Genomic DNA, 25403 nt, shown 5'->3' on the forward strand with positions numbered 1-25403 from the left:
TATTACTCCAATATGGCAATCTTCTCTCTGCCTACAATATAAATTCCTGCAGGCAGTTCCCGGATCACCTCACTTCTGCGCACCTGAGTGCGAAGCTTGATTCCCGTAATGGTATAGACATCTACCAGAGGATCTTTATCCACGGTCACATCCTCGATGCCCGTAGGATCTTCATAATCATCGGAATTAGTCAGATAGACTTTATCGATAATAATAGGGCTGCCGCCGAACGACCAAAAACCTACACCATAAATGTGGCTCGGATCAAGTTTCACTTTAGAATTACTCTTATACATATTATTCAAATCAACAACCACTTGCTTACTGTTCTTAACTTCATATTCAGCAGCTCCCGACCAATAGCTATTCTCATCAAATAAACGAAATGAAGCACCGTTGTTTGAGTTATCATTGCCTATTTTTGCCACAACGTATTTGTATTCCGACAAATCAATGCCGTTATCGTACCACCAGCCACCGAAACCATACTGTCCGGTCACCAATGTATGTGTATTCTCATCAAAAGAACCGGTCTCCCAAATATTGGGATTAAACAGTTCTGCGGTTAGCGGAAAAGTAGAAGAAGTTACATGAATCTTTAAAGACTGACGGTCACCTAAAGGGCCTTTATAACTGATAATTATATCACTCTCTCCATCTTGCAAAGCCATTATACGTCCATTAGTTACACGTATGACATCCGGATTCTGATTTTCATAATCGGCCGCCATGGTAATATCTTCCGTATGACCATCGGCATATATTCCTTTCACTGTAATTGTAGAAGAACTTCCGGTAAGCAAAGTGAACTCTTCTTTTCCATTGATGGTCAATTCGGTTAAGGTCAATGATTCTTCACTATACCCCTCAAAAGAGTCGTCAAAATAGAATGCTTCATCAAACTCCGGTTCGGTAGAGAACCAGTCTACATCCACATAGCCTCCTGTCTGGACAGTTGCATAATTAAAGATGGCGAACTTATTGCCCGTGAATACCGTCAGATCATACTTCATATTCAGGTCATCCCCAAATTTTGTATAGGTCTTGTTATCCAAACTGTAATAGAAGCTTGCCCTACTTGTGTTGTAATTGGCAATAGCACGCAGATAGATTACCTGTTCGGTGATCACTTCTCCTATCTGCTCCGATTTTGCAGCCAACGATACAACAGGGGCAGTGGTATAAACCAACCGCTTCTGCCCATCTATGACTTTAACGCCAATAAACGCATAAGGGTCCTGAAATACTGCCAATCCTGCCACATCGCCTTCCTGCATCTCGCCTATCTCCATCCTGACCGTGCCATAGGAATGTTCCAAGTCCTGAGGATACCCCAGAATTCTCTGAGTCAATGTGTTCTTGGCTTTATGTAAGCTGTCGGTAACATTTGCCGTATACAACCGCAAATAACCGGCATGTTCAGTCAACGACCATTTTGATCTGTCCGCATTATGATTCCATCCCCATTGCAGTCCTAATTTATAATGCCTGAAATTATCATTGGTAGGCAATGACTTTATGGGGTATTCCCTGCCAACATCGGGCTTACGATAGGTAGTGACTCCTTTTCCGTTCTCACCTATTTCAGGCCAGCCATCCACCCATTTTACGGGTTGCAGGTTAGGGAATCGTCCATAAGCACCTTTATCATAGAAAAGCATAGTCCACCACTCTCCGGTCTGCGTTTCTACCAAAGCTCCCTGATGAATGTTGTCATCGTCTATCAGCTTCTTTTCCTCATAAGGTCCATAAATATCCTTGGAGCGGAAAACAGTTTGAAAAGCAGGCCATCCTCCATACGTAGAGTAAATGTAATAATACTCACCTATCTTATACAAACGGCTCCCTTCAAGCCCTTCGCGGAAAGACCATTTAACCACATCCTTATCACTGCCGGGAATTTTATTGAAATCTTCATCCAATTCGGCTATACGAAGCTGGTTGATACCGTAAACTACGTATATTTTATCATTATCAAAAAGCAATCCGCAATCATAAAAACCATCATTTAACTTCTTCTTTTCCCACTCACCTTCAATGTCGGTAGTGGTCAATAGGTATCCACCTTCATCCAGTGTAGTAAACAGGAGATAGAACTTGCCGTTGTGATATTGAAGAGCTGTTGCCCACTGGCCACGGCTGTAACGGTTCTGACCATTTTCAAGATTATAACCATCGGATGCCTCTATGCGCTCCAACGGATTACAGCAATACTCCCAGTTCACCAAATCATAAGATTTCAGAATGGTGGCTCCGGGGAAAATGTACATGGTGGTGGATACCATATAATAGACATCACCCACACGGATTACATCCGGATCAGGGAAGTCACCGAATATAACAGGATTAGTGTATGTGCCATCCCCATTATCACTATGTGACTGATAAGCAAAATCAGGACGTGGATAATTTTCCTTTGCATACTCCTGATACCAGTGATAGGCAGGCCACGGACAGGCTTCGGGATCGGTCAGGAAGGTGTACGCTTCTCCCTCAGCAGGTGGAGTATCCTTAAATTTTGCCAACAAATCAGCACCCGTAAAAATAAGCCAGCTCACATTACCCGAATTATCTACAATATGTTTCATATTTGCTCCAAAACCGGGACCGCCGAATGTACCGGTATGAGCCTTCCCCCACGAAGCGTTATATTTTGACGGTGCCCAATCCATTTCTGTTATCATGATAGGTGCGAATGATGCTACCGGAGCTACGGAATCATCCCATCCTTTCTGGAAAGGTTCATAGCCTCCCGTACTGGAACCACCATCCCCATTTTCTCCATCACTTCCCATCCAGCCCGGATAGAGATGTACCGCATAACCGATGTTATCTCCTTCGATAGGATTGACGGCAAACCCTTTATACAACCCTTGATAACCCAGACCAGGTATCCAAAGAATGTTACCGCAACCTTGTGCACGCATCGCATCTACCACCGACTGAAAATACTCTTTCAGTTTATCGAAGTGTCCCTGCGAACCGGCTCCGTAAGTACCATCGGGACCAAGTATATTAATCGGTTCGTTGGCCAGTTCAAACATAATATTCGGATGATTCTTCAATTTCGGATGCTGGGCTACGTGTGTCCATACTTTAATAAGATACTGATTATACTCATCTCCCACAGCTATTTTTTCCGGACATACTCCGGGAGGACGCATTACTACATAAAGTCCTTTCGAGACAGCATATTCCGCCATCGGAATAAATACCCTATCAAGATAGTTTTTAAACCGATTGAAATCGAATGCTGAAATGTCATTCTCTCCTTCTACATGAATTCCCGGAGAATTTGACCAATACGGGTCCATATGTAATCGAAGAAAATTCATTTTCCAACCGGCAGCCATAATGTCGTCAATCAACCCCTGATTGTATTTCAAGCATTTCTCCACATCATAATTGTCCCACTTCTGCCCCATCTCATTGAACCACGGACTATAGGTCTGTGCAAACCCATGCAGGTTCACTTTATTCCCATGCGGGTCTACCAGATAACGGCCTTCAACATGCAGTCGAGGCATTGACATATCTTCCCATGCCCAAAGTGCGGAAGAAGACATCAAACAGCATAAAGCTATAAGAAATTCGTAAAATACGTTTGTAATGTTTTTCATAAGCTATATATTTAAATTACTTCAACAAAAAATTAATAAGAATCGCTATGCCGCGATATTACTTTTTCACCTGAATAAATGAGATTACCCGATGTACAAACACCTTCTATCACTACCCCATAATCGGCAGCAGAATCGGCTGTATAAAAGCTGACGTGAACAGTTCCCGATTCATCAACCTGCACGTTCGGATTCCAGTATATCGTAGAACGTAAGTCTGGCTTGACGGATTTTTTCTTTGCTTCCGTGTCATACGCCGGTGAGTAGAATTCTACAGTTTGCTGATAACCTAAAGTCGTAATAGTCTGCATGTTGCTGTTCATTTTATTTTTCTGTACAAACCCATTCTTCGTAGTGACTACTATGGCACCATTTCCCGCAGCCGACCCGTAAAGAGGACCGACAGAAGTGGCAGGGGAGTAAAAAACATCTTTGATGTCATCCACGTCCAATAGGTCAAAATCAAAGTTTTCTTCGGGAACATTGTCCAGTAACACCATGACCGGAGCAAATCGATAACGCACCTCACTATTCGTGACAGTAATACCCGGCAAACGTCGCAAGAGGTCGTATGTAGAAATAAAATGTCCTTTTTTTACATCCTCTTCCGTCAGCACCTTCGAAACTCCCACCGAATAAAAGGGAGATTCCGTTTTTACAGCTCTCTCTCTTCTAGCTGTCACTATCACTTCCGCCAGATTATAGACTCTCATTCCATTTTCTATCGTATACTTCTGATCCATCTTTGCCATATAGTTTTCTTCTATATGTGGTTTTTCAATGCGGGGAATAAATCCGATTTTAGGGGCAGGAAATGATTTATAGGGGTCCAGTTCAATAAAGACTTTTGAAGAACCTTTCTTGCTGAGCGCCTGGACAATATAGTGAGTACCACTGGGATATTCCAGTTTATCGAATACAAACCGCCCATTCCGGTCAGGCTTCGTCAGTTCTGTCCCGATGAGTGAATCTTTAAGGGCGAGCAAAGAGATATTTCCCTCTTTCAATGCAGAAAACAAGCCCTCTACTTTACCGGAAACTTCATCACCCAGTTCCAAATTATAGGGCAATGCGCTGGTTACGTTGCCTTTCAATACCTCCGGTATGTTGTATTTCCGCCAGCCTTGTGTCATCATCAGCAAATCCAGGGCATAAGAAGAACTGCGGTTGTCTTGCAGGTAACTCAACGGTGACTCAATGTGTCCTTTAAGATCGGAAGTGAGCAATAAGGTGGAAACAATGTTGGAAACGGTATCCGGCTTCACGTCTGTTCTGTCAACAACTGCAAGTGCGAAGTTGCCTGACATGGGGTTTCCATTTATATCTTTAATCTGTATATCCATATCTACCTTCTCTCTTGCCAAGTAGTTTTCGCGGTCAAGCCGGACTTCAGTCTGCGCCAGTGCACTTTTTTGCAGAGAAAAAACTAAACGTTCGCTCAGAATATTTCTCCCTTCATCAACCAGCAGAAAGTGAACGATGCCCGCCGGAAAAAAGTCTTTTTCAAAATCAACATAATTTTGTTTATCATCCCAAGGCTGTGCATACAGAACGATGCCCCGCAAATGCGCCACCAGTGTCAGCGAAGTGCCCAATGAGGTATCGGGTGATTTGGAAAGACTTACCCGCAAATAATCTTTAGACCAAAGTGTATTCAGGGAGATAGCATCCGGAGAAGGTTCGGGCAAATCAAAACGTTTGGAAACGCCTGTTCCGTCACTACAAACGGTATGATACTTTTTTCCGGGAACATAATACATCCGAAAACTCCCCATACCCAAATGCTGGCTTTTGAAATCGGCACATACCTGACCTTCTTCGTCAAGCACCTGACCTTCTATCTCTGTAGACAAACCATCTGCATCGATGGCCTTAAATGCCATTTTGATTGTGGTGGATTGAGCTGCATGACCTCCTTCGGGGAAGAAAGCCACATCAAAGGTTTTACTCAATTCGGGGATTCTGAAATAGCGATTGGAAATTTTTCCGTCATACACTGTCTGCAATAAAAATGTACGCGAAGCGGGAATTTCTTTCTCTTTGAAAGTGTAATGGGTATTTTCTCTTTCCAATGATAAGACTTTTCCTTTTTTGTCCCTGTCTCCATCGGAGAAAAGAATGGCTTGTGTGGGAGTGACGGATCGGTTGTCCGGTTTACTGAGAAAATGTATTTCCGCATGAACGTCGTTGTTTTCAGTAGAATAACTGATTTCCGGAGATATCGCTTCGGATACAGGATCGGATATATAAATCAGTTTATGGGGAAAGTACTCTTCACCTATATTCTGCATGAACCAAGTGTAGGCTCTGAGAGAATAGTTGCCTTCCGGCAGGTCCTCACCCAATGGAATATGTCCGTAAAAACACCCCAAAGAGTCCGGTCTTATTTTCACTCTTCCCACCAAATTGCCCAACGGATTAACTAGCTCTACATATACATATCGGCTAGCATTAGCTTGCTTTAGCATAAGAGCGTCTACTAAATGTGCCCTAAACCAAAGGGTTTCACCGGACATGTAAATGCCACGGTCTGTCTGAAGGTGAATCTTTTCCTGAGGGAAATGTGACAGTTGCTGAGAAAAGAGGTTTTCTATGTTCATAGAGTCCGTTTTTACAACCAATAAATCTTGGGTAAATACATCTTGTATGCACAGCAGCAATAATAAAGAAATGAAACATATTCTCATGGTATAATTTTTATATATTTTACAGAAAATGGCGCTTCTCACGAAGCACCACTTTCTTAAACTAATGGTAATAAAAAATGCAATCTGATTTTACCTTAAATATAGTCTCTTAATAATCTTGTTTTCTATGTTCTTCCATCCAGTCATTTATCTCACGCACTTCATCATCATTCTTACGTTCTTTATAAACAAACCCTCTCGTTTCTTTCAGCAAGCCATCCTCTTTATCCCTAAATGTGTACCACAAGTCGTATACTTTCATGTCAGGATAGTATTGGCCACCACCGTCAATAAGTTCAAACTTATCCCAGGGTGTCAATTTCAAAGAATTGTCGGAATTCACGGTGATGTTAATGCAATAGTCCGGTCGGTAGTCCGGGGAACCTTTCGTCCATTCGTTCTTTTGATGATACATACGCACCGTATTGCCATCAACTACCGCCTGTAGCGTACGAGGCGACTTGTATACAATAGCATCATCGGGAGCATCCTTCAAAGCGATGGTACCGTCTATATAGTAAAGGCCGGAATAATCATTCATCAGATTCAAACGGACGAGCAACACCGTATCCTCCTTGGCCAGTTCAAAATGAGAAGTCTCTTCCAATTTGAACGCAAGCATATAGAGCGAATCAATATGCAAAGTAGAGGGATCGATGTAAATGGGATAAGTACCACATACTTCTCCCGCCTTTACCACTACATCCTCCTGCGGAATACTATAAATGCCATCGACCAACGTGCGATACATAATATCATCGGCCACACGTTCTTTTGCATTGTAATCTTCAATGCCAGAAGGATATTCCCGCACCTTGACAGTCACATCCGTCTTCGTCAGTAGCGAACCACTGATAGCCACAGAGGCATATACCGTGTCCTTTGCATAGCCAATATTCAGGTTTCTGTCTATTATTCTATCTTTGGCACCTACCAAATAGACCGATTCGGGATACAAATTCTCCTCCATAGGTATTTTATTATCGCAACCCACCAAACTAAAAGCCAATAAGCCGAGCGATAAAAATGCTATTTTTCTCATATCATTTTAAGTTACTAAGTTTTTAAATAGATTTCCAATCCTGTTGTCCAGAGTTACCAGACAACAGGGGTCAATGATTACCAACCTGGATTTTGTACTAATTTACCATTCTTTCTCAGCACATTTCTGTCGAGAGGCCACAAGTACATTTTATTAGAGAAGACGCGCTTCATGGTCTTTTCCGTATTCCATACTCTTTCTGTATAAAATTGCTCACGCTGTGATTGTGAGGCGCTTACATCCAACCCTCTAACAGGTCTATTGTACGCTTCGTAAGCATCTTTCCAACGGCGCAAATCCCAAAAGCGCTGACCTTCAAAAGCAAATTCAATCTGCCTTTCGTGCTTAATCAAATCTCTCATCTTGGCCTGATCAGAAGCATCGGCTGCTGTGATACCCGGCTGACCGGCACGATAGCGAATCTGATTGAAGTAGCTTACCATCTGATCCACATCGCGGGTAACCGTCACCTGTGCTTCCTCATCCGTATATGAGCCTTCCATCTCATTCATAGCCTCTACATAACCCAACAATACTTCGGCATAACGGAACAATGGATAAGTTTTGGCTTTGCACGTACCTTCCCAAACGATACAGTCATCTTGATTCACATATTTACGATTGGTATATCCGGTTCTGTTTCGATGGTTATTGTCATTCAAGTTTGAGGCACTACCTCCAGAATAATAGTCTGTTACATAATTTCTGACACCAGAATCACCTCCACGATAGGAAGTACAAGGCCATACACAGGCATTAAAACCAATAGTGGCGTAAAAACGCGGTTCACGACCATTGTCCCGATGAGCTCTCAAACCGGAAAGACGGTAATCCCCCGAGAATGTAGCATCCTGCCCTACTGCATTCCCGGACTTTTCTTCAGGAGTAGCCTCGCTAAACGCTCTACCATCTGCCATACGATACTCGTCAATCAAATCCAACGTAACACTATACATAGCATTTCCAAAGACTTTGCTGGGCGTAACAATACGATAATCTCCATATCCTGCTCCACTTCCCATCACGCTTGGTATATAAGAAATATATTCTTTCACAATATTAGCCTGATAAGTACCATCAAACAGAGTCTTATACGACTTATAAGGGTCTATATTTCCGGCCCCATCGGGAAAGTTGGCATCAGATACCGTTTCAGGAAGAGGCCATGTACCGGTACCTTTTCCATTATCTAACTTGGTTACCGTATGAATAGCATACTTATTCAAATCAATAATTCGCTTGAACGTGGCAGCCGCTTTTCCCCACTTGGATTTATCTTCCGTTTGAGCAATGAAGTTCCTGCCCTGTGAATCTTTCCAGTCTGCATAATAGGTGTTTCCGTTGAAAAGAGGACTGGCGGCATAAAGTTGCAAACGCGCTTTGAAGGCCAGGGCAGCACCTTTGGTGGGTAAATATTGCAAAGATTCGATTCTATCGCCCGGTAACAAATTGGCAGCCGTCTCAAAATCTGCACAAATCTTTTCCACACATTCGTCATACGTGGAACGCTCAAAGGAGGCATTAGCCACATCTTCGTCTGTTTCGAAAGCACGGTCAGGAAGTATCACCACCGGCCCGTATAATCTTACCATATAGAAATAGAAATAAGCACGCAGGTAATAGGCTCTTCCCATAAAATCACGCATTTCCATTTCAGTAAGTTCCTTGTTCTTGGAAATATTCTCCAAAATAATGTTAGCCTTACGTATTCCTTTATAACAATTCGGCCACGGATTATACCGTGAATTCGTCTCTGTTACTTCATCATAGAGTATCGCATTGCTGGCCCACACGTTTGGAACAATACCCTCATCCGACCCCAATCCGCTAGGTAAAGTTGCAACTTCTCCCCAGTCATTTCCGGTCAGTTTAGATTCATCAGGAAGCAGGGCAGCTGCTCCATTGATATACTCTTCCGTTCGGGAACGGGAAAGAAATATGGAGTCGAGCGTGGTCTGGTCATATACATATTTTTCAATGTCCAAGTATTTTTCGCATGAGCCGAAAATAAAACTCGAACCAAACACAATGGCTATAATGGCAATTTTGCCAAGAAGTCCAAATATTCTTTTATAATTTCCAAATTTTATCATAATTGTCAGGTTTCATTAGAATGAAAGATTTAATTGCAAAGTGTACACACGTTGGATAGGATAAGCATTACCATTGTCCCCCGCCTGTGCCGGGTCTAACATTTTTTCCTTAGACCACACAGCCAGATTATCACCAATCAGACTGAAGACCGCCTTCTGAAGACCCAGTTTTTTCAGGAACGCTCCCCTAGCTGTATAAGACACCTGTATGTTCTTTAAACGCAAGTAACCGCCATCCGACAACCAAAATGTAGAATTTCTATCGTTGTTGGCACTACCTCCATAATAAAGACGAGGATACTTAGCATTCGGATTCTCAGTAGCTGGGTTTCCTGATATTTCACGGGAAATCCAGCGATTAGCCGGGTTGGCGAAATCCGTAATCACGTTACCGACAGCACTTTGTGCAAACGGGCGATACATATTACCTCCCTTGAAATAGGTAACGCGGCTTACTCCCTCAAACAGGACACTCACATTGAAATTTTTCCAGTTAAACTCCGTAGCAAATCCATACTGAATCTGAGGTACATAAGAATACTTCAGGGGTACCTCATCATCCGAATTGATAAGACCATCACCATTAACATCCTTATACTTGATATCACCCGGCAAATAATCGCCAAATGTCTGACGTGGACTGTTATCTATTTCCGCCTGGTCTTTAAACAACCCCAAAGCTATCAGTCCTCGATTGATACCGCTTTGATAACCTACAGCTGATTGATAAGGATATTTCTTGAGATCTTCCTCATAGTTGGTAATCTCGTTCATGGATTGCGTGTAGTTGGCACGTACAATCAAATATTTGTCATTGTCACCCAAAGGCTGCCTGTACGAGATGGTACCATCCATACCCCAGCTCTTCATTTCACCCACATTGGCCCAAGGCAATGTTACAAGGCCCATCTCCTCGGGTACACTCTGGCGTTGCTGATAAATACCGGAACGTTTATCTTGGAAGAAATCGACTGTCATATCAAAACGTTCGTGGAGGAAACGCATATCAATACCGATATTAGCTTTCTTAGCCTTCTCCCAACGCAGGTTACTGGAACCTACTTGTGTTTCCGTCAAACCGGAACCGTTATTCCAGATACCGGAACCCGTACTGCCAATCAAGGTCAAATAGGGGAAACGCACCGAGTCATCCCAAGTGAGACGGTCATTACCTACGATACCATACGAAGCCCTGATTTTGAAATAGTTAATAAAATTATCCCTGTCACGAAAGAATCTGTACTGCGTAGGTGCCCAACCCACAGAAACAGCGGGGAACCAACCAAATTTCTTACCTTTTTCAAAAGCCTCCGAACCAGTGTAACCCACATTAAACTCAGCCATATAAGTATCATCATACGAATAAGAAAAACGGCTTGAGTAACTGTTATAACGCTTAGGGATAGCAGTCAACAATTGATTATACCTCGATGCTTCATAATCGCTCCAATCAGCTTTAATCAAAGCACCTACACGGTGTAGCTTATTGAACAAACGGTTGTAATTCAGTTGGAATTCCCAATAGAACTTACGACTGGAATCTTGGTAATTTCCGTATGAAGGATCCTTAGATTCAGACATCTTTTCCAAATTGAGCGTACCGTCACGATTACGGCCATAGGCATAATAAATAGCCGGCATTTTTTGACGCATTTGTGTCAATGCACTATAAGAGTCGATATTGACCAAACCCAAGATAGAAAGTCCAGGAGTAATCATCTTCAAATCTTGATTAAGTTGCATTGTGATTTTATTGTTGTTAGAATACAGTTTCTGATATCCTGTCATGTTCAACAATACATACGGACTGATTTGAGAATTCCCACTGCCGTAACCCGGAGCCTCTCCTGTAGTGTACATCAACGGCACGGTAACCGGAGTCAAATTGGTCTGTGCTTCCCACAATGCCTTAGTGTCGTTTCCATATCCCGGATAGTTTTGACTCACAATCACTGTTTCCTCGTTCAACGAAAGGGTAGTTGTAGGTGTTACATTCACATCCACATTGGCACGGAAGTTAAACTTATTATAGTTTACGTTCGTATTATATCTGTTTACGTCTTTATCTTGCTTGAAGATAGCATCTTTCGTGGTAAAACCGGCACTGATGTAATAGCGAGCCACTTCACCACCACCTGATGCACTCAGGAAATATTGCTGATTCCAAGTATAATCTTTCAGAATTACATCTCGCCAATTCACATCAGGATGCAAATCAGGATCCATGTGATTTCTAAACAAATCCACATCCACATCGGAATAGACAGGAATACGACCACGTGTCACGGCAGCTTCATTAGCCAGAGCCGCATAATCTGCTGCATTTACAAATTCAGGCATACGTGCAGAATAAGAAATACCGGCATTGGCTTTCACCTGTAAACTTAACTTTCCCGCTTTTCCTTTCTTGGTACTTACCAATACTACACCATTGGCACCACGCACACCATATACAGCCGTAGAGGAAGCGTCTTTCAAAATAGAGAAACTCTCAATATCTTCGGGGTCCAGCGTATTCAAGTCTCCTTCAATACCATCAATCAACACCAAAGCTCCCTGTCCGGCACCAAAGGTACTGATACCGCGCACCCAGAATTCAGAGAAGTCCTTACCCGGCTCTCCACTACGTGTAACGGAGATGATACCCGGTACGCGTCCACCCAGCATATTGGTTACAGACGAAGCAGGCGTCTTCAGCGTAGCTACTTCCACACCCGTAACAGCACCCGTCACGTTAATTTTTTTCTGTACCTTACCCGATGCCGTTATCACCACTTCGTCCATCAAGTTGGCACTCTCTTTCAGCACTACACGCATACGTTCGTCATTCTTGGTCATTTTGATTTCCTGCGTATCATATCCAATATAGGATATGAGCAAGGTATTGCCGGTTTTGATGCCTGTCATGCGGAAACGTCCGTCCAAATCTGTGATGGCACCCATAGAAGGGACTTCCTTGACAGATACTGACACACCAATTAAGGCCTCACCCTTTTCATCCATTACCAAACCGGAGGCCGTCACAGTCTGCTGCGCATAGGCTGAACTCATAGAAGTCATCCATGCCACGAGAAACAGTAATATATATTTTATCTTCATATTGACTCATTTTATATTGGTTCTATGTTCACTCTATTGTCATTTTTCTGATTGCTCTTGAATTTTCTTCACCAATGAAGAAGTTCTCTTCCGAATCAAGAGCAATACATAGCGGGCGATCAAAATATGCATCAGTAGGGAATCCATTTACTTTTCCTGATTTATCAGGATTTCCTGCCACCAAGGAAACAAGGCGTCCATCAATCTTCAAAATGCAATGGCCTGCACCACAGCAGACATACAGTTCACCACTGCTGTTTACAGCCATGCCCATAGGCTCTCTCAACACGGCATCATTCAATCGGTCTCCCAATACAGTTTTACCTCCCGATCTGAAACCGGCATAACGCTCCACATTCCACTTGCCAGAGCCATCTTGCCAAACCTTCAATATACCGTTATTTTCTGCAAAGGAAAAAAAGAAACATTTATGGAACTTGCTGTAAGTGATGTCACTACGCCACTGCTTGGTATTCAATCCGGCAAATTCTTCCGGAAACTCGGAGTAGTTAAACATGGTTTCGTAGCTTTTTTCCTCCAAGTCAATCCTATAGAACGCTTCACCTCCTCTACAATAGACGTAGCGATTATCTTCGGCATAAGCCAACGCACCTTGGTTGTTACCACTGTAATTTTGGGCGGGCACCTTGATTCCGAGTGAATTTAGCGTCCATCCGTCTTCGCGGGCAGCTGTATATACCGCACCTCCCTCACGGGGCATGATGGTAGCTTTTTCTCTTGTATTGTCCACTGCGACAGAGCCCATAAAGCCGATACCTGTCAATTTAACGACCATGCGATCATCCAACGATACGAAATAGGTTCTGTCACCCCATCCTCCTCCAAGGAAAATGAAGTTATCACCTTTCTGTCCAGCCACAGTTGCGATTCCCGTGCCCTGTGTCAGTCGAAACTCATCCAGCTTAATGCTTCCTCCGCCATCGGTCCAGTCCTCATCGGTGAAAGCTCCCAATATAGTCGTCACCGATTGTGTCTGATAATACTTGAAGTGTACATCGGGAGATGTGTACTTCTTACCATCAACTTCCAATGTTACTTCATTATAACCAGGTAATTGCTTAGGGATAAGCCCATACAGTTCATTTCCGTTGTTGTTTACGATAACAGCTTCCTTGTCGGCAAAGAAAACTTTGACTTTTCCGGTCGTGTCAACCGGAAAGTTTCCTTTGATAATAAAAGAATCGTTGATTCTTCCCCAGTCAGGTGCCATTGCTTCAAAAGCAATAGGTTTGCTTGAGTCATAGTAATTACCTATTTCAGGCCACTTCTCAATCTCTGCTTCGCCATTACAACCAGCGAATAAGATACTTAAGAAAAGAAAAAGAAAATAAAGCTTTTTGTTTTTCATAATATATAAGTAATGGGGTTCTATGTTTTTCATTAATAATAGTAGCCATTGGCATCAGCCCCCCCTTTAAATGTCAAAGCTACGTAAAACTCATTGCAGATCACCGAAAGTGATGTGTATCGCTACGGCCATCTCTGATTTTACAGTCTTTACATAAATAGCTGACTTAACCGTCATCATCATACATACATTTCATAAGATTAACTTGATTAGATTTAACATAACAATAATTCCATCGATATACATTCTGTACATCGATGCACAAAGCTACAGAAGTGTACCCAATACACTTTTAGATATTAGATATATAATTTTAGATATTAGATATTCTAACTAATAAATAATAAAAAAGAGGAAAAAAGAAGTAAATCACACCTCTGTAGGAGACTTTCCAAAATATTTCTTAAATACCGTACTAAAGTAACTGATACTGGAATAACCGCAAAGTTCGCTAACTTCCGTGATGGTGTATTTATGAGATTGGAGTAATTCCAAAGCCCGGTTTAAACGAATGGATTTAATAAACTCAATAGGTGATTGGCCTGTCAATGCTTTTATTTTTTTATATAACAGTGAACCGCTCACATGCATTTCCATAGCAAAGCTTTCCTTATCAAAATCTAGATTTTGCATATTATTATGGATCACTTCCACTGCTTTTTTCACAAAATGATCGTTAAGCTCATTGTTCAAAATAACCTGTTGATTATCATTATCCGACTTTATCAATTTCAAAGCTTTCTCTCTGACGATCTCCCGGTTCCGCATAAGGGACTTTATTCGTTGCTCCAAAAGTGATATATCGAAAGGTTTCGTGATATAGTCCTCCGCTCCCAAACCTAAACCTTCCAACTGGTCACTTTTATCACAAAGTGAAGTTAGCAGGATCACCGGAATATGCGAAGTTTCAAAAGTAGATTTGATCAATTTACATAACTCAAAGCCATCCATATCAGGCATCATCACATCCGAAATAATCAATTCTGGAGATTCCTTTTGAAGTAATTCCCATGCTTCATTGCCATTGCCAGCCTCTAAGATGTTATATTGGTTTTCAAAAGAACACTTCAGGAAGTTCCGCAAATCTTTATTATCATCTACGATTAATATAGATTTCTTCTTTTCGGATTTATCATCTTCCCTTTTATATTCCGATTGATCAGACAAGCCATCAGCAGATGTTATATTTCCCAGTTCTTCATGTTCAGCAGGTGCAACCTCAACCACTTCTTTATAAGGGATGTTTATTTTGAATAAAGAACCTTCATTCTCCTTACTTTCAAGAGAGACTTTCCCTTCATGCATTAAAACGTAATTCTTCACCAACAACAGGCCTATCCCAGAACCTACCATGCGTGAATTAACCTTATTATCTCCTCTATAAAACTCTTTGAACAGCTTCTTCTGAGCATTATCCGAGATACCCAATCCATAATCTCTTACCTCCAAGCTCCAATAGTACTCATTACAATTCAATGTAAGTTCTACCCTACCATCCGTATGAGAATACTTTATAGCATTAGATATCAAGTTATCAACGACTTTCTCTATTTTCAATTCATCGACAGCTGACATATAAGATTCCCTGTTAGAGACAAACTCCAATATAACATTCTTTTTCCCCGCCGTAGACTTGAACATAGTTTTCCGCCTGTACACCAAGTTAACGATATCAACCATTACCAGAAACAGTTGTCCTTTCCCCATATCCACTTTCTGAAAATCCAGGAGTTGGGTTGCAACATTAGATAAACGTTCAGACTGTTCCGTAGCCAGATTCAGATAATAATGCCCTTTGTCTGATAATTCTTTCTCTTTATTCAATTCCTGAATAGGCGCGTTTATCAACGTTATCGATGTACGAAGATCATGAGCCGTATTTGTGAAAAAACGGATTTTATCTTCAGCATGACGCTGTTTCAAACGGTTTATATAGAATTTAAGCACAAAGAATGTAATGCTCATTATAATAATGAATACCACCAGACGGAACCACCACGTCTGCCAGTAAAGCGGAATAACGTGTATGTCCAATGTACGTTCATCAACTATCTGAGAAAGTGAATTATTGTACATTCTTACTTTAAGCCGGAAATTCCCATTAGGAATATTGGTATAAGTGATTATCTGCTGATTGGAAGGATGTGACCATTCTGTATCAAGCCCTTCCATTTTCCATGAAAATTTTATTTCTTTGGAAGAAACGCCAATAGGCAATACCTCAAGCGTCAAAGTATTCTGATCATATTTGAATGAAATATCTGTTTGTTTATTTACCGGAATTCCACGCAACAAATCCTGATTTTCTCTGATAGAACTGCCGGAAATAGTGATATTCTGGAAATAAATCTCCCCGTTGAGCTGGGTATGATATAATTTATTGGGGTTAAACATTACCGCCCCATTATTTGTACCCCACATCAATTCACCATTGCGTAATTTACAGCTGGCATTCACATTGAACGAAGCACTTGAAAGAGCTAAAGTGGAATAATAAGCATGCACCGTGCTGTCGGCAGGATTATAGCGGCACAATCCATTTTCCGTTCCTAACCATAAATATCCATTATCATACATGACACTATTCACATAGTTAGATGGCAATCCGGATTCCACTGTTATTTTATGAGTTTCACGAGTTGTGTAGTTATGATGCAGCAATCCGTCTCCGGAAGTAGCCACCCAGATATCATCCTCCATTACCAAAAGATCCTGTGCAAGGCATTCCGGCAGAAAAGTGATTTTCCCTGTTTTTTTATCTAATAAAAGCACAGAATAGGTACAGGCTAACAGCATTTTTCCCGGTAAAAATTCCATAAACGTACGCATGGGCTGTGCACCATACGTATGAAAGCGTTTTTCTTTCGTTAAATAACATATTACGTCCTGTATACCTCCAATCCAGATATCCCCCTCGCTATCCTTATATATATTCATTATTAATTTACCGTCAGATTTCAAATCCGATGTATTCCGCGGATAATGAACCAATTCTTTCCCGGTATTCCGATCTAAAACATAAAATCCGGATGAGAACGAACCTGCCCAAATGTTTCCTTCATCATCTTCACATAAAGCCAGAAAGACCTGTGCCTGTTCCTGTTTATTCTGATAATAAGTATTCCATTCATTAGTGGCTACCCTCCACCTGCTTATCCCATTATTCGTAGCGAACCAGATATCTCCTTTACTATCTTCCAGTATCTTGTTTACATTATCATTCCCTAAAGAATTCGGATTATTAACCTGATGGGTGATTTGATTAATCAAGGGAGATTTCCAGTCGAAGAAAGAAAGCCCACCAGTATAGGTAGTGACCCACACTCTCTGCTGACCGTCGCAAAAGATGTCATAAACTCCATCCCCACGGAGAGAGAAAGGATTATCAATATCTTCTTTCAGAATGTTCAGAACCTTTTTTTTATCCTTATCCAATTCCCATACTCCCTGCCCGTCGATTCCGACTAACAGTGTTGAATCGGAACTTTCCGTTATCACTGCGATAGGTTGCTTTGGGAAATTAGAAAATGGCAATAACGTTTTCTTTTTCATGTCCAGATAGAAAAGACCATCAGTGGAAGTTCCTATCCATACAACCTCTCTTTTATGATCATAAAAAAGAGTATTTATCTGAAACATATCTTCTATTCCACATATACTTTTTTGTTCCAACGTATTTGTATTTAATAATCTAATACTGTCTTGACTGGCTACAAGCAGATGTGTCTGATCATAAGACGTTATGCACTGTGTTCGAATTGGCGCCTCACCTATTTGGGTAAATATTCCATTTTTATATTTGCACAATCCCCCGGACGTAGGAATCCAGAGAGCCTGTTCATCATCAATAACAACTTTACCTACACTTAAAAAAGTATTATTGAAAGATATTCTAAGATCCAGAAATAAATCAAACCGGTCATACAGTTCATTATAATGAAAAAATTGCCCATTATTCGTATACGCTATTAAAAACGAATCATTATAGACCAGTTTGACATTTATGATATTGGCTGTTTTATAAGGGAGCTGATAAATGCGATAATCACTTTCCGTAATTCTCAATATACCCGTTTTGGATGAAGCCCAGATAAAGCCATTCTCATCTTTGCAGACAGAAGCCATCTCCCGCATGGAAATTCCATACATCGCATTAATATTATAAAACTTCACATCCGAAGCATATACATTAAAAATAGAAAGAAAAAGAAAGAATATAAGCAGCCGTGATTTCATAATATTACTGTTAGCTCCTGCAAATATAATATATTTGAAAGCAATTGACCAATATATGCATTATTTTGTCTAATTTTGCACCTCGTTTCACAAAAAGTACAGATTATCTATGAAAGCGTTCGAATTCAGACCAAAGCTATTCACGGCTTTGAAAAACTACTCGAAAGAATTATTCATGGCAGACCTGATGGCCGGTATCATAGTAGGTATCGTTGCCCTGCCACTTGCCATTGCGTTTGGTATTGCATCCGGTGTATCACCCGAAAAAGGTATTATCACGGCAATCATTGCCGGATTCATTATCTCCATGCTGGGAGGTAGTAAAGTACAGATCGGTGGTCCTACGGGAGCTTTTATCGTCATTATCTATGGCATCATCCAGCAATACGGAGAAGCGGGACTGATTGTTGCCACGCTGATGGCGGGAGTCATTCTTATCCTGTTAGGGATATTCAAGCTGGGTGCTGTAATCAAGTTTATCCCCTATCCTATCATTGTGGGATTCACCAGTGGTATTGCCGTCACTATCTTCACCACGCAGATAGCCGATATCTTCGGGCTTAATTTCGGCGGTGAAAAAGTTCCCGGAGATTTTATCGGGAAATGGATGATCTATTTCCAGCATTTCGATACCATCAACTGGTGGAACACGATTGTCAGTATTGTAAGTATTGCAATTATCGCCATAACCCCGAAATTCTCAAAGAAAATACCGGGGTCGCTGATTGCCATTATTGTAGTAACAGTAGCGGTATATCTGATGAAGACTTATGCCGGAATCAACTGTATAGATACCATTGGCGACCGTTTCAGCATCAAAGCAGAACTACCGGATGCAGTAATGCCTTCACTGAACTGGGAAGCTATCCAAGACTTATTTCCTGTAGCCATTACCATTGCAGTATTAGGGGCCATCGAATCACTGCTTTCTGCTACGGTAGCGGATGGTGTTATCGGTGACAAGCATGATTCCAATACGGAATTGATAGCACAAGGAGCTGCCAACCTGATAACACCTCTGTTTGGTGGTATTCCCGCCACCGGTGCCATTGCACGTACAATGGCTAATATAAATAATGGCGGTAAAACCCCTGTTGCAGGTATGGTACATGCAGTGGTGCTTTTGCTTATCCTTCTGTTCCTTATGCCTTTGGCACAATATATTCCGATGGCTTGTCTGGCAGGTGTGCTGGTGATTGTTTCCTATAACATGAGTGGCTGGCGCACATTCAAGGCACTACTGAAGAATCCGAAATCAGACGTCACCGTATTGCTGATTACCTTCTTCCTGACAGTTATTTTCGACTTAACCATTGCTATTGAAGTGGGTCTTGTCATAGCTTGTGTACTTTTCATGCATCGTGTCATGGAAACCACTGAAATTTCTGTTATCAAAGATGAGATTAATCTGAATGAAGAATCTAACAGTAAAGAAGATGAAGAAAACCTGTCTATCCCTAAAGGTGTGGAAGTGTATGAGATAAACGGTCCGTACTTCTTCGGTATCGCCACTAAGTTTGAGGAAATCATGTCCAGGCTTGGAGACCGTCCCAAAGTGCGCATTATACGTATGAGGAAAGTACCTTTCATTGATTCAACAGGTATTCACAACCTGACCAGTCTCTGCCAGATGGCACAACGGGAAAAGACGACAATCGTACTTTCCGGTGTGAACGAAAAGGTGCATAAAGCGTTGCAAAAATCCGGTTTCTATGAGCTTCTGGGTGAAAGGAATATCTGCCCGAATATCAATGTGGCATTGGAAAGATCAAAAGAATTACTGAATGAGTAAAACAGAGTAATAAAATAAAGGAGGGAATGAAAAAATCATTCCCTCCTTTATTTTATCAAAAGATAATTATTCCTTTACCCATGCTCCGGTAATCTCTGCCACATAAATATGATGCAAACCGCCATGAGCGCCACCATACCATTGCTTACAAACACTTGGATCGATGAAACAATCTTCTTTCATTACATCCGTATAAAGCTTGCGGCATTCCAGACTGAGACGTCCTTGTTCAAAAAGAATATTTCCTTTTTCTGTAATGACCGGTTTCAGTCCCGTCTCTTTTACCTTGTCTACTTCCCTACCCGACTTGCTTCCACATATCTTATGGATAGCTCTATTCTCTTCTCCCAGGAAAGAGAGTGTGAAGTATTCACTCTTCTCAATAAACTCAAACGTGTAACGTTCCGGACGGATAAAGACATAGACCACCGGTTTGTTCCATAGGAAGCCTATACCGCCCCAACTGGCAGTCATCGTATTGAAATGATCTTTATTACCTGCCGTCACCAGCATCCATTCTTTACCGATAACTTCAAAGAAGTTCTCTGAAAGGTCTTTAATTGCAATAGGTTTCATTGTATACATATTATATAATTAATCACTTTAATATTTCTGATAAATTCCATGCTTGTACGTGACGTACACCTTCTCTTGAAAGCCAATAGTTTCGATTACAATCGAAAATTCATATACTTTTATTAGAAAATTCATATATAATCGAAACTACTCAGTTGCTTTACTATGCTCTTATCACTTCATTATTTCCCGTTTGTAGGATCTATATACCCAACGTATTGGATATATAGATGGGACGCGCTGGATATATAGATGGGACACATTGGATATATAGATCCTGTAAACCGCTTAATAAGAGACACTAACCGGAATGCCTGCATCTTTAATTAAGGCAGCAATTCGGTCCAGTTCCTCATGAGTAGCCTTACACAAATCATGGTCAGGCGTTTCACGATCAATAGTATAAATCATCACCTGCCGGGGTTTTATCTTTTTCACAACCTCCAGCCATGGAAGAACGTACTTATCCGAAGTATTATCCACGTCTTTCCCTTGATAACTGCCTTTCATGAACATGGTCTGAATAATACAGTTACCTTGAAAAGCTTTCATACGCTCTGTGATTTCGCCCACAGAATAATGCCCTGTAGGACGATCCACAGTATGAATATAATCCTCGTCTACCGTATCGAGTTTCAAGATGTTGTTATCTATCTTATTCAGCGCATCAAACACTGCAGGGCGGTGAATAAAGGTGGAATTACTCAATACACTGACTTTGGCATTCGGGAAATACTTATCACGAAGCATCAACGTATCTTCTATGATTTCAGGGAAATGCGGATGAGCTGTAGGTTCACCGTTTCCGGCAAAGGTCAATACATCCGGTTGAGGTCCATTCTGTTGCATATCCTGCAATCTGGCTTCAAGGGCATTGCGGACCTCTTCGCGGGTAGGCAATGCTTTCTTGGGACGATGGTCTGCATTGAAACCGCATTCACAATAAATGCAGTCGAATGAACACACCTTACCATCTTCCGGCAATAAGTTAATCCCTAAAGATACTCCCAAACGGCGGGAATGAACAGGACCGAAAATGGGAGACGGATAAATTACAGTCATTTTATTTACGATTTGACAATTGACGATTCAAATTACTGAATTACTGTAAAGACCAGATACAGTATTTTCAGCGTTTATAACGGCAAAGTTAACTAAATCTTTATACGAAGCTGCATTTGTAAGTCGGCTTTTTTGTTTCCTTGTATCAGGTCGTTACCCGAACCAATATTCTCACGGTCTTCGTAGATAGTCTGCCCGAATTTAACAAGGAACATAAAAACTTTGTTCACATCATACCGGGCACAGGCAGAAAAGCGAAATCCTTGTCCATAAAACGAAGGTGTATAGAAGGTGTAAAGCAGACCTTTTTCGGAAGCATAAATACGGGAGTCGTAATCATCCGTATGGAAATAAGTACCCTGCACAGATATCTTTATGGGAAAAGAAAAAGCATACGAACAAGATTGTGTAAACTGATATCCCTGGCTTCCCTCCTGCCCTTGGGAATGAAAATGATTATAATCCACCGTTGTTCGTAACTGTAGATGATCCGGTGAATAAGTCAGTCGGTAACGAAGGCGGTGCTGATAAGTAGGAAGGATAACTTTTCCATCAGTCCCCGCTACATCTCTCTCTTTTCGCTTATAGCGATAGTTAACATACATAGATAAATTTCGCTTAGGAGAATAGATTGACTGGAACATACCATCCACACCTTGCGACGGTTTACTGATGCGGTATTTCCACCAGGGAAAAGAAAACAAATCCAGAGAAGCGAAGAATTTCCAATTTGCCAAAGGCGATGCTTCGGCAGCCAGATACCAGCCATTTTCATTTTGCGGTGCACTACTTTCACCAAACGAACGTGCAAACATTGCCCAGTAATCATGACTATAATATCTATGAACAATCAGTAGTTGATAACCGGTTAATATATTATATTTCAATTGGTTCAACAGTGAATAACCTTGTTTGCCCATAGCTGCTTCACCTGTCAGAGTAAATCGATTCCAGCGATATTTATAATCTACACCCACATTATAGAAGTAATTCCCTTGCAAATTATACTTGGCATAGGTTCTTAACACCGGTTGATAACTACGGTTGAAAAAGTAGTAAATGCCTGTCATTCCTACTTTTAGATTGTTCTTTTCATAGGTAATATTTCCACCCATCAACTGTAAAGTGAAAGCATTTACTTTCTCCGCTTCCTTCTCCGTACGATGCAATCCGGTCTTATAAATAGAGGTAATTTCATTCCCCTCTACTACTCCATCCATAGAACGATGTGAATAAAAACCGGATAACTGAAGTGCAGGAATCACTTCTACCGTTGCCGCAGCACCCCTGAAATAATTATATTCATCCGTTGAACTATGCTTCCGGATGCCACCACTACGGTTATCTACCGTCGAAAGAGAATAAGTTTTCCCTAAACGGAAATCAGTGCTGACTACCAATCCTTGTCCGAAACTTAACCGATAATTGCCCAGTGCCAATGTTTTCAACTTACCCAGATTACGAAGCAGAAAGTAGATAGAATAGTAATCATATCCTTTTTCATTATGCAGGGCAAAAAGAGGTTCTCCCGCATCCTTTTCCGCTGTTATTCCCATTTGAAGATAGTCTCCGTAGCGATACCCATATCTTAGAGAGTGGTACATTGCAGGTCCCAGATAATTCTTCTGATAACCTTTACGGGTATAGAAAGGCACATCCAGCCGGGTTAATACCTCCTGTTTACCATATTTCAACAGACTTTTCAACCGGGGAAAACCTATCTTCTCAGGAATAGGATGTACACAAACAAAAGGAAGAAGCAGGTCGATGGTATGCTTATCCATCTCTTCCACCAATTGCAGTTCATAAATGGTTTGCATCTGCCCGTGTATATACACATAAGCCAAGATATTTTCAATCTGAATATCCGAAAGAAAAGGAAATTGCTCTAATTCGCGTTTAGTAGCGACATTGATATTAACAGGTTCCTGCAGGCGATTGGACAGCTCTTCAAGTTCATCTTCCCAGTTCTTTTCTTCTTCATCCATAGAGAGTTGCTCTATATTTTCTTCCCACAAAGACACACTTTTATTTTGAGCTTCAAGTACAGGAGTCATCAGCAGCATACTCAGAAAAACTCCCAACTTGAGTAATTTCATTCGTGTAAATAAGTTTAATTGGCACGAAATTACCATAAATAAGTTAACAGGGCAAGGAAATCATCGACAATCAGATCAAATATGAAGATAAACACTTAATTTTGTGGCCGTGAACGCACGGCTTAACATATTAATCATAGCAGTCTTCCTTCTGTTCGGAACTCCTCTATGCCAGGCACAGGAAACGAAAACCGAAGGATACCTGGTTCCTATGTGCGTTTACGAAGGAGACACTATCCCCTATATAAAGATACCCACTGTTTATATCTTCAAACCTCTCAAATTCAAGAACAAGAAACAGTTGAATGAATATAACCGACTGGTATATAACGTAAAGAAAGTATTGCCTATCTCCAAAGAAATCAACCGTGCAGTTATCGAAACTTACGAATATATGATGACTTTACCCGATGAGAAGAGCCGTCAGAAACACATGAAAGCAGTAGAGAAAAGCCTGAAAGAACAATATACTCCACGCATGAAAAAGCTTTCTTTCTCTCAAGGAAAGTTATTAATCAAGTTAGTGGACCGCCAAACCAATTCCACGGGTTACGAACTGGTAAAAGCCTTCATGGGACCTTTTAAAGCAGGTTTCTATCAGACTTTCGCCGCACTGTTCGGTGCCAGTCTGAAAAAACAATATGATCCCACAGGAGATGATGCGCTTACCGAACGGGTTATTCTGTTAGTAGAAAGCGGACAGCTTTAAAATAGAAATATTCTACTCCTTAAATTAAGGAATAATTTCCTTTTTCATAGTTTGAACCCTCCTGTTGATATGATGTTAAGAACATTGTTGGTAATGAAAAACAGTCATTATAGAAAGCCATGTATTTCAAACACTTACCTATGTTGAAAACTTCTATGAACCATTGTTCATATCTCTATTGATAAAGACATGATAACCACTGTTTGAACAGGGTTCAAACAACTTATCAACACCTTGTTATTACAGTTTCTTGAATAAATCCCAGATAACGATACCTGCCGTAACAGATACGTTCAGTGAGTGTTTCGTGCCATATTGAGGTATCTCAATACATCCGTCGGAATGGTCAATAACCTCCTGCTGAACTCCTTTCACCTCATTGCCCATAACTATTGCATACTTCTTAGTACGGTCTATAGACACCTCATCCAGCATGATACTGCCTTCCGCCTGCTCTACGGAATAAACAGTATATCCTTCCTTTTTAAGGTTATCAACAACTTCAACACAGTTATCAACATACTTCCAGTCAACAGTGAATTCAGCACCTAAAGCTGTTTTATGCATCTCAGGATGGGGCGGAGTAGCTGTAATGCCACACAGGTAGATACATTCTACCCGGAAAGCATCCGAAGTACGAAATACAGAACCAATGTTATGAACACTGCGGATATTATCCAATACCACCACCAGGGGCAGCTTCTCAGCTTCCTTAAACTCCTCTATACTAATACGATTCAGTTCTGTTATTTTCAGTTTACGCATGACAATTATACTATTTAAATGGCTTTTATTAATAGATTGATTTACAAAGACTTGTTTAACACAAGTGTTTCATTTGCACCACACAAGTGTTTCATTTATACAACACAAGCATTACAGACAAGCCACACAAGTGTAGAACAAACAGCGTACTTATACGCTATCTTTTTATTCCTGTTGCAAAGATACTTCTTTCCGTTCACATCCCTGTTAATAACCGTTGAAAAGCTGTCAAAAGAGTAGGGAAAGAAATTCAA

The 25403-nt window shown here is 41.1% G+C and carries 13 protein-coding genes; 2 read left to right on the forward strand and 11 right to left on the reverse strand.

Annotation, left to right across the window (positions count from 1 at the left end; all coding sequences use genetic code 11):
- Positions 1 to 2: 2 nt before the first annotated feature.
- From DW036_RS22810 to DW036_RS22840, 7 genes are all read right to left on the reverse strand, one after another.
- Positions 3 to 3620 (reverse strand): family 43 glycosylhydrolase, encoded by a 3618-nt coding sequence (locus DW036_RS22810; protein ID WP_118466329.1) that lies wholly within the window; start codon positions 3618 to 3620, stop codon positions 3 to 5.
- 32 nt (positions 3621 to 3652) lie between these two features.
- On the reverse strand, positions 3653 to 6220 hold the full coding sequence (locus DW036_RS22815; RefSeq protein WP_233560529.1) for an MG2 domain-containing protein: 2568 nt from the start codon (positions 6218 to 6220) through the stop codon (positions 3653 to 3655).
- 196 nt (positions 6221 to 6416) lie between these two features.
- Positions 6417 to 7349 carry a BT_3044 domain-containing protein gene (locus tag DW036_RS22820; protein ID WP_118223737.1) on the reverse strand — a complete coding sequence of 311 codons (933 nt, stop codon included), beginning with the start codon at positions 7347 to 7349 and terminating at the stop codon, positions 6417 to 6419.
- A 77-nt stretch (positions 7350 to 7426) separates the two neighbouring features.
- Positions 7427 to 9442 carry a RagB/SusD family nutrient uptake outer membrane protein gene (locus tag DW036_RS22825; RefSeq protein ID WP_118466331.1) on the reverse strand — a complete coding sequence of 672 codons (2016 nt, stop codon included), beginning with the start codon at positions 9440 to 9442 and terminating at the stop codon, positions 7427 to 7429.
- A gap of 15 nt (positions 9443 to 9457) precedes the next feature.
- Complete coding sequence (locus DW036_RS22830; RefSeq protein ID WP_118466332.1) at positions 9458 to 12541, reverse strand: TonB-dependent receptor; 3084 nt, start codon at positions 12539 to 12541, stop codon at positions 9458 to 9460.
- Positions 12542 to 12569: 28 nt separating this feature from the next.
- Complete coding sequence (locus DW036_RS22835) at positions 12570 to 13910, reverse strand: hypothetical protein (RefSeq protein WP_233560530.1); 1341 nt, start codon at positions 13908 to 13910, stop codon at positions 12570 to 12572.
- Between the two features lie 369 nt (positions 13911 to 14279).
- Complete coding sequence (locus DW036_RS22840) at positions 14280 to 18146, reverse strand: response regulator (RefSeq protein WP_118466334.1); 3867 nt, start codon at positions 18144 to 18146, stop codon at positions 14280 to 14282.
- A gap of 109 nt (positions 18147 to 18255) precedes the next feature.
- Between DW036_RS22840 and DW036_RS22845 the strand changes: the two genes are divergently transcribed.
- On the forward strand, positions 18256 to 19938 hold the full coding sequence (locus DW036_RS22845; RefSeq protein WP_118466335.1) for a SulP family inorganic anion transporter: 1683 nt from the start codon (positions 18256 to 18258) through the stop codon (positions 19936 to 19938).
- 66 nt (positions 19939 to 20004) lie between these two features.
- Here DW036_RS22845 and DW036_RS22850 read toward each other — a convergent pair whose 3' ends face one another.
- From DW036_RS22850 to DW036_RS22860, 3 genes are all read right to left on the reverse strand, one after another.
- On the reverse strand, positions 20005 to 20514 hold the full coding sequence (locus DW036_RS22850) for a flavin reductase family protein (protein WP_118466336.1): 510 nt from the start codon (positions 20512 to 20514) through the stop codon (positions 20005 to 20007).
- Between the two features lie 288 nt (positions 20515 to 20802).
- Complete coding sequence (locus tag DW036_RS22855; RefSeq protein ID WP_118466337.1) at positions 20803 to 21576, reverse strand: radical SAM protein; 774 nt, start codon at positions 21574 to 21576, stop codon at positions 20803 to 20805.
- Between the two features lie 92 nt (positions 21577 to 21668).
- Positions 21669 to 23675: a helix-hairpin-helix domain-containing protein gene (locus tag DW036_RS22860; RefSeq protein WP_118466338.1), complete on the reverse strand. Its 2007-nt coding sequence runs from the start codon at positions 23673 to 23675 to the stop codon at positions 21669 to 21671.
- A 109-nt stretch (positions 23676 to 23784) separates the two neighbouring features.
- On the opposite strand from DW036_RS22860, the gene DW036_RS22865 reads away from it, so the two are divergent.
- On the forward strand, positions 23785 to 24384 hold the full coding sequence (locus DW036_RS22865; RefSeq protein WP_118466357.1) for a DUF4294 domain-containing protein: 600 nt from the start codon (positions 23785 to 23787) through the stop codon (positions 24382 to 24384).
- Positions 24385 to 24624: 240 nt separating this feature from the next.
- Here DW036_RS22865 and DW036_RS22870 read toward each other — a convergent pair whose 3' ends face one another.
- On the reverse strand, positions 24625 to 25149 hold the full coding sequence (locus DW036_RS22870) for an RNA methyltransferase (RefSeq protein ID WP_118466339.1): 525 nt from the start codon (positions 25147 to 25149) through the stop codon (positions 24625 to 24627).
- Positions 25150 to 25403: the final 254 nt, after the last annotated feature.

Origin of the sequence: Bacteroides sp. AF39-11AC, assembly GCF_003474285.1 — a bacterium.
Taxonomy (GTDB): domain Bacteria; phylum Bacteroidota; class Bacteroidia; order Bacteroidales; family Bacteroidaceae; genus Bacteroides.

Excerpts from the sequence above, each read along its gene's own strand:
- DW036_RS22810 (WP_118466329.1), bottom strand. The coding sequence starts at position 3,620 with ATGAAAAACATTACAAACGTATTTTACGAATTTCTTATAGCTTTATGC.
- DW036_RS22815 (WP_233560529.1), bottom strand. The coding sequence starts at position 6,220 with ATGAACATAGAAAACCTCTTTTCTCAGCAACTGTCACATTTCCCTCAG.
- DW036_RS22820 (WP_118223737.1), bottom strand. The coding sequence starts at position 7,349 with ATGAGAAAAATAGCATTTTTATCGCTCGGCTTATTGGCTTTTAGTTTG.
- DW036_RS22825 (WP_118466331.1), bottom strand. The coding sequence starts at position 9,442 with ATGATAAAATTTGGAAATTATAAAAGAATATTTGGACTTCTTGGCAAA.
- DW036_RS22830 (WP_118466332.1), bottom strand. The coding sequence starts at position 12,541 with ATGAAGATAAAATATATATTACTGTTTCTCGTGGCATGGATGACTTCT.
- DW036_RS22835 (WP_233560530.1), bottom strand. The coding sequence starts at position 13,910 with ATGAAAAACAAAAAGCTTTATTTTCTTTTTCTTTTCTTAAGTATCTTA.
- DW036_RS22840 (WP_118466334.1), bottom strand. The coding sequence starts at position 18,146 with ATGAAATCACGGCTGCTTATATTCTTTCTTTTTCTTTCTATTTTTAAT.
- DW036_RS22845 (WP_118466335.1), top strand. The coding sequence starts at position 18,256 with ATGAAAGCGTTCGAATTCAGACCAAAGCTATTCACGGCTTTGAAAAAC.
- DW036_RS22850 (WP_118466336.1), bottom strand. The coding sequence starts at position 20,514 with ATGAAACCTATTGCAATTAAAGACCTTTCAGAGAACTTCTTTGAAGTT.
- DW036_RS22855 (WP_118466337.1), bottom strand. The coding sequence starts at position 21,576 with ATGACTGTAATTTATCCGTCTCCCATTTTCGGTCCTGTTCATTCCCGC.
- DW036_RS22860 (WP_118466338.1), bottom strand. The coding sequence starts at position 23,675 with ATGAAATTACTCAAGTTGGGAGTTTTTCTGAGTATGCTGCTGATGACT.
- DW036_RS22870 (WP_118466339.1), bottom strand. The coding sequence starts at position 25,149 with ATGCGTAAACTGAAAATAACAGAACTGAATCGTATTAGTATAGAGGAG.